This is a genomic window from Spartobacteria bacterium UBA695, from assembly GCA_002298145.1.
Classification (GTDB): Bacteria; Verrucomicrobiota; Verrucomicrobiia; order Chthoniobacterales; family Chthoniobacteraceae; genus UBA695.
In genome coordinates this window covers 164,844-177,160 of record DBMP01000006.1, presented here as the reverse complement: position 1 = coordinate 177,160, position 12,317 = coordinate 164,844, and the positions used below count along the sequence as shown (strand labels likewise).

Below are 12,317 nucleotides of genomic sequence, written 5' to 3'. Positions count from 1 at the left end.
GTGGCCGCCCCGTTACGAATTTCAAGATTCGTAACGAGGCAACGAGGCGTTTTTCTTAAAGCTCGGCCAGCTTGGCCTTGATCGCGTCGAAGTGCGGGAGGTCGTGCGGGGTCGGCGTTTGCTCGGCGTATTGGATCACCCCGGCTTTGTCGATGACGAACGCGGCGCGGGCCGCTGTGCTGCCGAATCCGCCGAGGTCGGCCAGCAGTACGCCGTAGGCGGCCGCGACCGTTTTATTAAGGTCGCTGGCCAGCGTCAGGCCGATGTGCTCCTTCTGGGCCCATGCGTCCTGGGCGAAGGGGCTATCCACGCTGACGGCGATCACCTTGGCATCCAGGCTCTCGTAGGCCGCGATGCCGCCCGTGATGTCGCATAGTTCCTGGGTGCAGACGCCCGTGAAGGCGAGCGGGAAAAAGAGCAGGACGGTGTTCGTCTTGCCGAAGTTGGCGCTGAGCTGGATATCGGTGATGGCTTCGCCCTTTTTGGATTTGAGGGTGAAGTCCGGAGCTTTGGTTCCAACGGTGATCATAGTGGTAAGGTTTTAGGGACGCTTTCCCTATAGCACACCGAGCACCCGCAAACAAGCTCTACCGCTTGGGGCTGGTTATTACCGTACAATACCGCGCTCGGTGGTCTGGAGGAACTCCAGCAGCTGGCAGATCTCCGGAATCGGGGTGAGCTTTTCGTGGATTTGCTCCGCCGCGTCCTTGACGTTCAGGTTCATCCGGTAGAGGAGCCGGTAGGCTTCCTTGATTTGCTTGATCGTTTCCGGGCTGAAATCGTGACGCTCCATGCCGACTTTGTTGATCCCGCGAATCTCCGCCGGGTTGCCGTCGGCGATCATAAAGGGCGGCACGTCCTGGACGATTTTCGTGCACCCCCCGAGGATCGCATGGCGCCCGATGCGGCAGAATTGATGAATGGCGGTCAGGCCACCGATGATCACGTGGTCGCCCACCTGAACATGGCCCGCCAGGGTCCCGTTGTTGGAGAAAATGACATCATCGCCCACCGTGCAGTCGTGCGCGATGTGGGCGTAGGCCAGGAAGTTGCCCCGGTTGCCGATGCGCGTCGTGTTGCCCGGGAAGGTCGCGCGGTGGACGGAGACGTATTCGCGGAACGAATTGTCGTCGCCGATCTCCACATGGGTCGGTTCGCCCCGGTACTTGAGGTCCTGCGTTTGCTGGGCGATGGAGCCGTAGGCAAAGAACTTGTTGTTTTTCCCGATCCGGGCGGGCCCGGTGATGGTCACATGGTGCTGGAGCCAGCAGCCGTCGCCCAGGGTGACGTCCGGGCCGATGATGGAGTACGGCCCGACGTAGACGCCGCTTCCAAGCTGGGCGTGAGGATCGACGATGGCGGTGGGATGAATCTCGGTCGCGGGCATGGATGGCTCGGGGTTACTCGACGAAACAAAAGAGCATGTCGGCTTCGGAAACAACCTCATTGTTCACCACGCAGCGGCCCTTGGCTTTGGCGAGGCTGCGTTTGGCTTTGGTGACTTCGACGTGGATAAAGAGGGTGTCGCCGGGCATCACTGGCTTGCGGAATTTGACGGAATCCGCGCTCATAAAGTAGCCGACGCGCCCATTGGGCGTCTCGCCTGCGAAGTGCAGGAAGGCGATGCTGGCCACCTGGGCCATGGCTTCGAGCTGGAGCACGCCGGGCATCACCGGATGGCCCGGGAAGTGGCCCTGGAAATACGGTTCGTTGATTGTGACGGCCTTGATGCCGGTGCACTTGCTCTCGCCCTCGAAGGCGACGATCCGGTCCACCATCAGGAATGGGTAGCGGTGGGGGAGGAGCTTCATGACGCTGTTGACGTCGAGCACGTCGCCGCCCTTGGGCGTTGTCGACGGCGGCACCATGGCCAGGAGCTGCGCGTGGCGGCGGGTCAGTTGCTTGGAAAGCTCGGTGTTGGCTCCATGGCCGGGCTTGACGGCGATGACGTGCCCCTTGATGCGGTGGCCGAAGAGCGCCAAGTCGCCCACGAGATCGAGGATCTTGTGCCGGGCGAATTCCTCTTTGTAGCGCACGGGCTCTTTGCTCATGACGGATTCGCCCTTTACCACGACGGCATTTTCGAGGCTGCCGCCTTTGATGAGGCCCTTGTCGAGCAGCGGCTTGACGTCCTCGTAGTAAACGAACGTCCGGGCCGGGGCGATTTCCTTCTCATAAAGCGCCGGGGTGATCTCGGTGCTGTAAAACTGGGTGAAGCGGCCTTCCGGGCCGACGTTGGTGCAGGAGATGCGGAATTTGTCGTCCGGCACGATGGTCAGGATGGAGCCGTTTTTGGTCTCGATGTGGAGCGGCTCGCTGATGGCGTAGAAAGAGCGGGGGGTGTCCTGGGCTACGACGCCCGCTTTGTTGATTAAATCGACGTAGGGTTTTGCGCTGCCGTCGCCGATGGGGGGCTCGTTGGCGTCCATTTCGATGAGCGCGTTATCCACGCCCATGCCGTAGAGGGCGGAGAGAACGTGCTCCACGGTTTGCACTTTGACGGCACCTTCTGAGAGGCTCGTGGCCCGCTCGACGGTTTTGACGAGCGAACAGTGGGCATCGACCACCGGCTGGTCCGGCAGATCGACGCGCTTGAACTTCCAGCCATGCCCGACGGGAGCCGGTTGCAGGGTGATGGTCGATTTTTCTCCGGTGTGGAGAGAGGTCCCCGTGAGGGACGCGGACGAGGCTAGGGTATGCTGGAGCTCAGACATGGGAGGGTTGACCCTAGCAGGGGGAATGGGATTGCTCAATGGATAATTACGGGGGGCTTTGCGCGCGTTTTTTGGGCGCGCTTCCCGTGCCCAATTTTCATCCGGGCACGGGAGGGCGGAATCCCCGGGAGGGGGCTTAGTTCAGCTCGGCTTTCCAGCGCTCCAGCTGTGCTTTTACGTTGGCCCTGGAGGGTGCGCCGGGGTTGGTGCGGGCGTCGATGGACCGCTCGACGTTGAAAACGCCGTACACGTCATCCTCGAACGCCGGGGAGAGCGCTTTGTAATCCTCCAGGCTCAGGTCGGCGAGGCCAACGCTGCGCTCCAGACAGAGCGCGACGGTTTTGCCGACGATTTCATGCGCCTTGCGGAAGGGGACGCCGTGAAGGACGAGGTAATCGGCCACATCGGTGGCCAGGAGCGCCCAGTCGGCCACGGCGGAGGCGCATGGGGCCGGGTTGACCTGGATTTCCCGCAGCATGGCGGCGTAGATTTGCAGCGAATGCTTCACGGTATCGAGCGAATCGAACACCGGCTCTTTGTCCTCCTGCATGTCGCGGTTGTAGGTCATCGGGAGGCCTTTGAGGAGGGTCAGCAACGCCATCAGGTTGCCCACGAGCCGCCCCGTTTTGCCGCGGGTCAGTTCGCAGACGTCGGGGTTCTTTTTCTGCGGCATCAGGCTGGAGCCGGTCGTGTAGGCGTCGGAAATCGTCACGAACTTGAACTCCGCGCTGGCCCAGAGGATGAGGTCCTCGCTGAGCCGCGAGAGGTGGACGCCGATCAAGGCCAGGGCCGAGAGGAGTTCCACGGCAAAGTCGCGGTCGCTCACGGCGTCCATGCTGTTCTGGCTGATCGCCGGGAAGCCGAGCTCGCGGGCGATCAGCTTGCGGTCGAGGTTGATCGTCGAGCCCGCGATGGCCCCCGAGCCGAGCGGGAGGACGTCGAGGCGCTTGCGGGCGTCGGCGACGCGCCCGGCGTCCCGCGCGAGCATCTCCACATAAGCCAGCAAGTGGTGCGCAAAAAGCACCGGCTGCGCCCGCTGAAGGTGGGTATAGCCCGGGATGATCACCCCGGCATTGCGCTCGCCCAGGTCCACGAGGCTTTTCTGGACCTCTGAAATAAGGTGGATAATTTCCCCGGCTTCGTCGCGGAGGTAAAGGCGGATGTCGAGCGCCACCTGGTCGTTGCGGCTGCGGGCGGTGTGGAGCTTTGCGCCGGGGTCGCCGATGCGCCGGGTCAGCTCGGCCTCGATGTTCATGTGGACATCCTCCAGGTCGCGCTGCCAGGGGAATTCGCCCTTGTCGATCTCGTCGCGGATGGCCAGGAGCCCGCCCCGGATCGCCTCCAGCTCCTCTTTAGTAATCAGCCCCGCGGCCTGAAGCGCCGTGGCATGGGCGATGGAGCCGACAATGTCATGCCGGTAGAGCCGCCAGTCGAAGGAGATTGACTCGGAGAAATCTTTAAGTAGTTGCGCGGTATCGGTTTTAAAACGTCCTTTCCACATGGGGGCCGATGATGACAGACCGCGCGGGAGTTTCAATAGCGGAGAGAATTTCCCGTGAAGGTCAATAAAACCCCCAACACGTGTAGGTTTTCTCTTGTCGAAGGGCCGGTCCCTCGGGAATAATCCCGCTCCCATGAGCACACCCACCCCACTTGGACTGAAACCTTCTTTCGGATTTGGCGACCGCATCGGCCTGGCCACCGCCGGGCACGTCGCCGCGCTCCAGCGCTGGGGCGCGGGCATCGAGCCGATCTTTGCCCAGCAATCCATCCGCGAAATGACCCGCACGGGCCGTTCGGCGGAATGCGTCATGGCCGACGCCCTTGACGCCGCGGCCGCCGCTGGTTACACCGGGCCGCAGGGTGCCGACGCCGACCACCTCAAAACGCGCGAGGACGTCGACCGCACCTCCGCCGCCGGGTTCTGCTTTTTCACGATCGACCCCTCCGCCTACGTCGATGCCCAGGCCGACAACTACGACCTCGCCACGCTGCGCGCGAAATTCGCCGCCGTCCGCGAGAAGATCACCTGGTTTGACCTCTACAACGGCAAGTCCATCTCCCTTTCCACCGGCTCCGTGATCGAAATCACCGAAGAAGCCGCCCTGCGCGCCGCCGTCAAGTACGGCATTGCCATCAACGAAGCCGTCGACCTCGCCCACTACATTGCCGAAGTGAGCGCCAAGGCGGGCCGCGATTACGAGATCGAGCTGAGCGTGGACGAAACCGAGCAGCCGACGACCCTCGCCGAGCACTACATCATTGCCGATCAGGTCATCGCCCGGGGCATGAAGCTCGTCTCGCTCGCCCCGCGTTTCATCGGCAGCCTGGAGAAAGGCGTCGACTACATCGGCGACCTCGCCGCGCTCGACAAGACCCTCGATGACCATGCCGCCATCGCCAAGCTCCTCGGGCCCTACAAATTGAGCCTTCACTCCGGGTCCGACAAAATCTCGATGTACACCGCGCTGGCCCGCGCCACCGGCGGCCTCTTCCACGTCAAAACGGCGGGCACCTCCTACCTTGAAGCGCTGCGGGTCGTCGCTCTGCACGACGCGCCCCTTTTCCGCCGCATCGTTGCCTTTGCCCGCGACCATTACGACACGGACAAAGCCACCTACCATGTCCACGCCACCCTGGCCGATGCCCTCGCGCCGGAAGCCGTGTCGAGCGACAAGGAGCTGGAAAAGATTTACCTCGAATGCTGGGAAGACGTCCCGGCGGGCAAGGGGTTCACGGCTCCCGGCCGCCAGATCCTGCACTGCACCTTCGGCAGTGTGCTGACGCACCCGGAATTCGGCCCCGCCGTGCGCGCCACGCTCCAGGCCCATCCGCAGACCTATATCGACGTGCTCACCGTCCACTTCGGCAAGCACCTCGAAGCCCTCAAGGCAGGGTTGAAGTAAGCGCTCTTTCCAAACAATGCCAAACCAAAGCCCGGCGTGAACGCGTCGGGCTTTTTTTATGCCCTGTGGCGGATTTGCTGGAGAGCCCAGCAGGCGTGTTCGGCAATGAGCGGCTCGGGATCGTTCGCCGCTATTTCCAGCGCCGGGAGATCTGCCGCCGTGCCGGTATTACCTAATGCCACGCAGACATTGCGCAAAAAACCGCGCCGCTTGATTCGCTTGATCGGCGAGCCGCGAAAGAGCGTCCTGAATTGCTCCTCGTCCAGCGCCAGCCATTCGCGGAGACTCATCTTCACCGCGTCGCGCGCCATGAATGCCGCCTCGTGCGAGACCTGCGCGAACCGGTTCCACGGACACGCCGCCGCGCATTCGTCGCAGCCGTAAACGCGCCCGCCCAACAGCGGCCTCAGCTCCTCCGGGATCGGCCCCTTGTTCTCGATGGTCTGGTAGGCCAGGCAGAGCCGGGCGTCCAGCCGGTGAGGGGCAGTGATTGCGTGCGTGGGGCAGGCTGCGATGCAGCGAGTGCAGGTTCCGCAACGGTCTGGTAGCGGTTCGTCAGGTTCGAGTTCCAGCGTCGTGAGCACCTCGGCGAGGAAAAACCATTTCCCGAGCTTCGGGCTCACCAGTAGCGTGCTTTTTCCCTGCCAGCCGATGCCCGCCAGCGCGGCGAAATCCCGTTCCAGCACTGGTCCGGTATCGGCATAGCCGCGCTGCGTGCCGCCGTGCGCTTCCAGGAACGCCTCGATCTGCTGCAGCTTGGGTACGATAAAATCGTGGTAATCCAAGTTCCATGCATACCGGGCCACGCGGCCCTGGGCTGGGTTTGGTTCCGCGCCCTGCCAGTAATTGAGCGCCAGCACGACGATACTCTTTACTCCGGGGAGCACCGCGTCCGGGTCTGTGCGGCGATCCGCGTTGCGCGCCATCCACTCCATCTCCCCGGCGCAGCCCTCATCGAGCCAGCGCCGGAACTCGGCGGCGTGTGGCGGCCTACCCGCCGGAGCGATCCGGCAAAGGGCGAACCCCAGCGAATCGGCCAGTTGCATCAGCGCCGCCTTCATATTTGCGCTTTTTGCGCCTTTTTGCGGCTAATTACCCCGGGATCTCGCGCAGCATTTGCGCGTTGGTCGGGAATTTGTTCAGGAAGAAGAGCAGCCGTTCGATCGCTTCCGCCGGTTTGTGCCCCGAGAGGCCGCGCCGAATGGTGTTGATCTTCTGCAAATCGGCTTCCGGAAGCAGCAATTCCTCGCGCCGCGTGCCGGACATGAAGATGTCCACCGCCGGGTAGATCCGTAAATCCGAGATCTTCCGGTCGAGCACCAGCTCCATGTTGCCCGTGCCCTTGAACTCCTGGAAAATCAGGTCGTCCATGCGGCTGCCGGTTTCGACGAGCGCGGTTGCCACGATGGTCAGTGAGCCTGCTTCTTCAGTATTACGCGCCGCGGCGAAGAGTTTGCGCGGGATCTCCAGCGCGCGGGCGTCAACGCCGCCGGACATTGTGCGTCCGCCGCCGCCCATCGCGTTGTTGAAGGCGCGGCCGACGCGCGTGATCGAGTCGAGCAACACAAAGACGTGCTTGCCCATCTCCACCAGCCGCCGGGCCCGCTCGATGGCGAGCTGCGCGATGCGCGTGTGGCTCTTAATCTCCTGGTCGTTCGAGCTGGCCATGATCTCGGCCTGCGGGAATGAGCGCTTGATGTCGGTCACTTCTTCCGGCCGTTCGTCAACGAGCAGGATGATGAGCTTCATTTCCGGGTGGTTCTTTACCACGGCCTCGGCGATGTGCTGCAAATAGGTCGTCTTGCCCGTGCGCGGCGGGGCCACGATGAGCCCGCGCTGGCCGCGACCGATCGGCGCCATAAGGTCGATGACGCGGGTCGTGTTCCGTTCGGGTGTTGTTTCGAGCTTGATGAAGTGGTTCGGGTTGACGGTCGTCAACTCGTCGAACATCGGCACGTTGTGGATGGTCTCGGGATCTTCTCCCTCGATCTCGGTCAGGCGGAAGAGCTGCGGGCCACGGTTGCCGCGGCGGATTTCGCCCTTGATCCACGTTCCGTCGCGCAGGGCGTAACGGCGGCAGACCTCGGGGGTTACGAAAACGTCGCTCGGATGTTGCGAATAGCCGCGCTTAGGGTCGCGCAGGAAGCCAAACCCCTTGCCGGAGACCTCGACGAGGCCCTCGGCGTAGACCGGCTCGGGTCTGGGAATTTCGATCGCCGGTTCGCGCGGAGGGATCTCCACGACTTGCGGCTGCTGGATCGGCTGTTCGGATGCCAAAAACTGCTGGCGCGCGGCGGCGATGCGCTCTTCGCGGCTCAGGCCCTGCGATTCGGTTTGCACCGGTTGCGCGGGCGGCGTGGGCTGTAAGGGCTGCCTGCGGCGAGGGATGATGAGCTCTTCGGGCTGCTGGCGGGCGGCGGGTTGCGCGGGCGCTCCCTGCTGGGCCGTGCGGGGCGACCACTCTTCGACGGGCGCTCCGGCGTAAACCGGGGCCTGCGGGTAAGCGGGTTGCGAGGGCTCGCGGTCCCTGTCCCGATCCCGGTCGCGGCCGCGATTATGACGGCCACGGCGGTTGCCGCGATCACGGTCGCGGTCGTTGCGGCGGCCTCTGCGGGCCCCGGAGTCGGAGCGCTCTTCTTGGGAGCGGGGCGCGGGGGCTGCCTCGGCGGCGGCGGGAAGGGGAGTGGGCACCGGCGCGGGGGCTACCGGGGCAACTGGGGCTACGGGAGCAGCAGGAGCGACAGGAGCAGCGGTAACCACAGGGGCAACCGGGGCTATGGGTGCCACCGGTGGTTCGGGAGCCACAACGGGCTTGGCCTTCGCGGCCTTCGGTTCGGGAACCAGCAGCGAGAGCTCCTCCGCTTCGGCCTTTTTGGAGGGCTTGCGGGTGCGCGTGGCCGGTTTCTTGGCCGTTGTCGTTTTCGTGGTTTTTCCCGCGGCCTTGGTGGTCTTGGCCGTTTTCGCCGTCTTCGCCGTTTTTTTGGGCTCCGTGGTTTCCTCGGCTTTTTTGGTCGCCTTGGTCGCCTTTGTGGGCTTGGCGGCCTTGGTGGCGCGAGGCTTCGCGGCCGCCTTGCGGCGGACTGGCTTGGTCACCTCATCCGGGAATAACGACGGGGTATCGTTCTGTTCGCTCATACAACTAAATCCTGGGTATGACCGCTTATGTTGGGGCGGCTCCCAGCTTCTTTCTGAAAAAAGTGTTAGGGTTTCCTTATTCCGAGAGTCTGTTTAATACCTCTTCGGGAATGTCAAAATTCGCGTGGACGGCCTGGACGTCGTCGCATTCATCCAACGCATCGCAAAGATGGATCACCTGCGAGGCGACTTTTTCATCGGCCACCGAGACTGTGGTTTCGGGGATGTAGGTCAGTTTCATGCTATCAACCGGGACCTCCGCTTTTCGGAGCGCTTCGCCGACGGCATAGAGCCGGTCGGGCGCGGTGGTAACGAGGAATGAATCCCCTTCGTTGGAAAATTCTTCAGCTTCGGCCTCCAAAGCCAGTTCGAGGAGGCGGTCTTCGTCGGACGGGTTCACTTTCCCTCCCATCGGTACGCCGATCTGCCCTTTTTTGTGGAACATGTAGGCTACTGAGCCGCTGGTGGCGAGGTTTCCGTGAAATTTGGAGAAAATTTCACGCAAGTTCGCTGCCGTCCGGTTCCGGTTGTCGGTCATTGCTTCAAGGAGCACCGCCACGCCGCCCGGGGCGTAGCCTTCGTAGACCAGTTCTTCAATGGCCTGGCTCTCCAGCTCGCCGGTTCCTTTTTTGATGGCCCGGTCAATCGTATCCCCTGGCATATTCTGGGCGCGAGCCGCCTGGACCGCGCCGCGAAGCCGGAAATTCGTGTTCATATCTCTGCCGCCCATGCGTGCGGCCATGGTGATTTCCCGAGAGAATTTGGAAAACAAATTGCCGCGCTTTGCATCGAGGGCGCCTTTGAGACGCTTGACTTTAGACCATTTATTATGACCCGACATAGGGTAGGGAAACAAAACGACGCGCCGTAGCATTACCACGTACCGCCGCAGTCACTCGGAGGGTTGCGGTAAACCTCTTTTACCGCTGCTGCGAAGGAGGTATTGGCCAAGGAAGTGGCCAAAGAGAACGCGAAGTTGGGAACAATAGATCAGAAACCACCCTGGTTGTCAACGGGTCAAATGGAATTTCATTCCTCTTTCCCCAGGGGCGGAAATAAAAAAGGGAGCCGACTTCGGAAAGGCGGCTCCCTTTTTGAGATGATGGAAATAATTACCCTAGAGCGGGGTTTTGATCAGGAAAACGAAGGCCAAAGAGGCCGCGAAGGAGAGCAGGGCGACGCCAGCGACGGCGAGCGCTGCTGTCTTGGCCGGGGCCTTCTGGACGGTTTTGCGCTTGAAGGGCGACGAGTTGCCGAAATTGCTGGGCCGCTGGCTCTGGGCTGCCGGGACGGCTTCCTGCGCGGGGAGGGGCTCGTTATGCTTGGAGGCATCGGGCTCGAAAACGCCTTCCACGCTGCCGAAACGTACCCGGTCGCCCGGGGTAAGCAGCGCTTCGGAGACCGGTTTGCCGTTGACCCGGATGCCGTTGGTGGAGCCGAGGTCGCGCAGCTGGTATTTGCCGCCGTTTAATACAAATTCGGCATGGTGCACCGAGACGCTGGGGTCGTCGATGTAGATGGTGTTTTCTTCAGTGCGGCCGACGGATACTTGCGCTTCCGTGAGCTCGTGAACGACTTCGCCGACATCCGGCAGAAAAATAACGAGTTTCGACATGGGGGGTGGACCTCTCGGTTTATATCAAGGTTAACGGCTTTCTTCAATGAGTTTGCTGAACTCGTCGAAAAAGTAATTGGCGTCGTGCGGCCCGGGCGCTGCCTCGGGGTGGTACTGGACGCTGAAGATGGGCATTTCCAGGTGGCGCAGCCCCTCGACGGTGCCGTCGTTGAGGTTGACGTGGGTGACTTTTACGTTGGAGGGGAGGGTGTCGGGATCGGTCGCGTAGTTGTGGTTCTGCGACGTGATGGCTACTTTGCCCGTCTCCAGGTCTTTCACCGGCTGGTTGCCGCCGTGATGGCCGAATTTCAGCTTAAAGGTCTTGCCGCCCACGGCGTACGTGAGGACCTGGTGGCCGAGGCAGATGCCGAAGATCGGTTTGCGGCCCATGAGGTCTTTGACGATCGTGTGGATGTAATCGAGCGCGGCGGGGTCTCCGGGGCCGTTGGAGAGGAAAATGCCGTCCGGGTTGAGCGCCAGGACTTCTGCGGCCGAGGTGGCGGCGGGGACGACGGTGACCTGGAACCCGGCCTGCCGGAGCTGGCGCAGGATGTTGAGCTTGATGCCAAAGTCATAGGCCACGACTTTGTGGCGCACGGGCTGGAGCGCTTCGTAAATTTCGCCGTCGGCCTCGCGAATGATGCCGGTGCCGTCGCCTTTTACGATGGTCCACTTACGGGAGAGCTTTTCCGCCGGGTCCCAGGAGAAGGGCTGGGCGGTGGTGACTTCGCGAACGAAGTCCATGCCGGTGACGCCGGAGCCGCTCTGGGCCAGCTCGACGGCTTTGTCGTTGGAGACTGCGGGATCGGTGGACAGGCAGCACTTCATGGCGCCTTTTTCCCGGAGATGGCGGGTGAGGGCCCGGGTGTCGATGCCCTGGATGCCGGGGATGTTCCACTTGGAGAGGTATTCGCCCAGGCTAATCTGGGAGCGCCAGCTGCTGGTAAGGGGGCTGAGCTCTTCGATGATGAAGCCACGGACATGCGGCTGGGAGCTCTCATCATCGACGGGGGTGATGCCGTAGTTGCCGATAAGGGGATAGGTCATCGCCACCATCTGACCCCGGTAGGAGGGGTCGGTGAGCACTTCTTGGTAACCAGTCATTGAGGTGTTGAAAACGACTTCACCAAGGGTCGTTCCGGTTGCCCCGAACGACTCTCCCTCAAAGAACCGGCCATCTTCTAAAGCCAAAATTGCACGCATTGGGGGGCAAGTTACGCGCTGGAGGCCAACCCGAAAAGCGGAAAATTCTTTTGTATTATGATATTTTTTGCCGGAAATATGGAGCGATGCAGCTGCCAACCCTGAATGTGAACGAAATTTTCTTGTCGATCCAGGGGGAGAGCACCTGGGCCGGGCTGCCGTGCGTCTTTGTGCGGCTGACGGCGTGCGACCTCCGCTGTTCCTATTGCGACACGGCGTATGCCTTTACGGAAGGCCGCCGCATGGGGCTGCACGAGGTGGTGGAGGCGGTGCTCGGGTTTGATTGCCCGCTGGTGGAGGTGACGGGCGGCGAGCCGCTCCTGCAACCGGCCGCGCTCCCGCTGATGAGCGCCCTCTGTGATGCCGGGAAAACGGTGCTCCTGGAGACCAACGGTGCGCGCGATATTTCCGGCGTCGATCCGCGCGTTCACCGCATCATGGACCTGAAGGCCCCGGGAAGCGGGGAGTGCGCCCGGAATTTCGGGCCGAACCTCGGGGTGCTGACTCGGCGCGATGAGGTGAAAATCGTGATCGGCTCGCGCGAGGATTACGAATGGGCGCGCGAGCAGGTACGCCGCGAGAATCTGAACTGCCGGGTGAACGCCGTGCTTTTCTCCCCGGTCTTCGGCCGGATCGCCCCGGCGGAGATCGTGGCGTGGATTCTAGAGGACAAGCTACCGGTGCGCTTCCAGCTCCAGATGCACAAATTCATCTGGGACCCGGCTGAGCGCGGGGTTTGATAAT

11 protein-coding genes are annotated in these 12,317 nt (G+C 62.4%); 2 read left to right on the top strand and 9 right to left on the bottom strand.

Features of this window, described 5'->3' with window-relative positions:
* Nucleotides 1-55: 55 nt before the first annotated feature.
* From B2828_RS02650 to argH, 4 genes are all read right to left on the bottom strand, one after another.
* On the bottom strand, nt 56-529 hold the full coding sequence (locus B2828_RS02650; protein ID WP_479632132.1) for a redoxin domain-containing protein: 474 nt from the start codon (nt 527-529) through the stop codon (nt 56-58).
* A gap of 78 nt (nt 530-607) precedes the next feature.
* Nucleotides 608-1,387 carry an acyl-ACP--UDP-N-acetylglucosamine O-acyltransferase gene (gene lpxA, locus B2828_RS02645; protein ID WP_479632131.1) on the bottom strand — a complete coding sequence of 260 codons (780 nt, stop codon included), beginning with the start codon at nt 1,385-1,387 and terminating at the stop codon, nt 608-610.
* A 13-nt stretch (nt 1,388-1,400) separates the two neighbouring features.
* Nucleotides 1,401-2,714 carry a bifunctional UDP-3-O-[3-hydroxymyristoyl] N-acetylglucosamine deacetylase/3-hydroxyacyl-ACP dehydratase gene (locus B2828_RS02640; protein ID WP_479632130.1) on the bottom strand — a complete coding sequence of 438 codons (1,314 nt, stop codon included), beginning with the start codon at nt 2,712-2,714 and terminating at the stop codon, nt 1,401-1,403.
* 136 nt (nt 2,715-2,850) lie between these two features.
* On the bottom strand, nt 2,851-4,215 hold the full coding sequence (gene argH, locus B2828_RS02635; RefSeq protein WP_479632129.1) for an argininosuccinate lyase: 1,365 nt from the start codon (nt 4,213-4,215) through the stop codon (nt 2,851-2,853).
* A gap of 133 nt (nt 4,216-4,348) precedes the next feature.
* Between argH and B2828_RS02630 the strand changes: the two genes are divergently transcribed.
* Nucleotides 4,349-5,620, top strand: coding sequence for a tagaturonate epimerase family protein (locus B2828_RS02630; protein WP_479632128.1), 1,272 nt, complete (start codon nt 4,349-4,351; stop codon nt 5,618-5,620).
* Nucleotides 5,621-5,676: 56 nt separating this feature from the next.
* Here B2828_RS02630 and queG read toward each other — a convergent pair whose 3' ends face one another.
* The 5 genes from queG to carA form a co-directional block, all read right to left on the bottom strand.
* Nucleotides 5,677-6,681 carry a tRNA epoxyqueuosine(34) reductase QueG gene (gene queG, locus B2828_RS02625; protein WP_479632127.1) on the bottom strand — a complete coding sequence of 335 codons (1,005 nt, stop codon included), beginning with the start codon at nt 6,679-6,681 and terminating at the stop codon, nt 5,677-5,679.
* 31 nt (nt 6,682-6,712) lie between these two features.
* Nucleotides 6,713-8,755: a transcription termination factor Rho gene (gene rho, locus B2828_RS02620; protein WP_479632126.1), complete on the bottom strand. Its 2,043-nt coding sequence runs from the start codon at nt 8,753-8,755 to the stop codon at nt 6,713-6,715.
* 76 nt (nt 8,756-8,831) lie between these two features.
* Nucleotides 8,832-9,596, bottom strand: a complete 765-nt coding sequence (locus B2828_RS02615) for a YebC/PmpR family DNA-binding transcriptional regulator (protein WP_479632125.1) — start codon at nt 9,594-9,596, stop codon at nt 8,832-8,834.
* Nucleotides 9,597-9,872: 276 nt separating this feature from the next.
* On the bottom strand, nt 9,873-10,370 hold the full coding sequence (locus tag B2828_RS02610; RefSeq protein WP_479632124.1) for an FHA domain-containing protein: 498 nt from the start codon (nt 10,368-10,370) through the stop codon (nt 9,873-9,875).
* A 30-nt stretch (nt 10,371-10,400) separates the two neighbouring features.
* On the bottom strand, nt 10,401-11,573 hold the full coding sequence (gene carA / locus B2828_RS02605; RefSeq protein WP_479632123.1) for a glutamine-hydrolyzing carbamoyl-phosphate synthase small subunit: 1,173 nt from the start codon (nt 11,571-11,573) through the stop codon (nt 10,401-10,403).
* 107 nt (nt 11,574-11,680) lie between these two features.
* Between carA and B2828_RS02600 the strand changes: the two genes are divergently transcribed.
* Nucleotides 11,681-12,313, top strand: coding sequence for a radical SAM protein (locus tag B2828_RS02600; RefSeq protein ID WP_479632122.1), 633 nt, complete (start codon nt 11,681-11,683; stop codon nt 12,311-12,313).
* Nucleotides 12,314-12,317 lie beyond the last annotated feature (4 nt).

Excerpts from the sequence above, each read along its gene's own strand:
- B2828_RS02650 (WP_479632132.1), bottom strand. The coding sequence starts at position 529 with ATGATCACCGTTGGAACCAAAGCTCCGGACTTCACCCTCAAATCCAAA.
- lpxA (WP_479632131.1), bottom strand. The coding sequence starts at position 1,387 with ATGCCCGCGACCGAGATTCATCCCACCGCCATCGTCGATCCTCACGCC.
- B2828_RS02640 (WP_479632130.1), bottom strand. The coding sequence starts at position 2,714 with ATGTCTGAGCTCCAGCATACCCTAGCCTCGTCCGCGTCCCTCACGGGG.
- argH (WP_479632129.1), bottom strand. The coding sequence starts at position 4,215 with ATGTGGAAAGGACGTTTTAAAACCGATACCGCGCAACTACTTAAAGAT.
- B2828_RS02630 (WP_479632128.1), top strand. The coding sequence starts at position 4,349 with ATGAGCACACCCACCCCACTTGGACTGAAACCTTCTTTCGGATTTGGC.
- queG (WP_479632127.1), bottom strand. The coding sequence starts at position 6,681 with ATGAAGGCGGCGCTGATGCAACTGGCCGATTCGCTGGGGTTCGCCCTT.
- rho (WP_479632126.1), bottom strand. The coding sequence starts at position 8,755 with ATGAGCGAACAGAACGATACCCCGTCGTTATTCCCGGATGAGGTGACC.
- B2828_RS02615 (WP_479632125.1), bottom strand. The coding sequence starts at position 9,596 with ATGTCGGGTCATAATAAATGGTCTAAAGTCAAGCGTCTCAAAGGCGCC.
- B2828_RS02610 (WP_479632124.1), bottom strand. The coding sequence starts at position 10,370 with ATGTCGAAACTCGTTATTTTTCTGCCGGATGTCGGCGAAGTCGTTCAC.
- carA (WP_479632123.1), bottom strand. The coding sequence starts at position 11,573 with ATGCGTGCAATTTTGGCTTTAGAAGATGGCCGGTTCTTTGAGGGAGAG.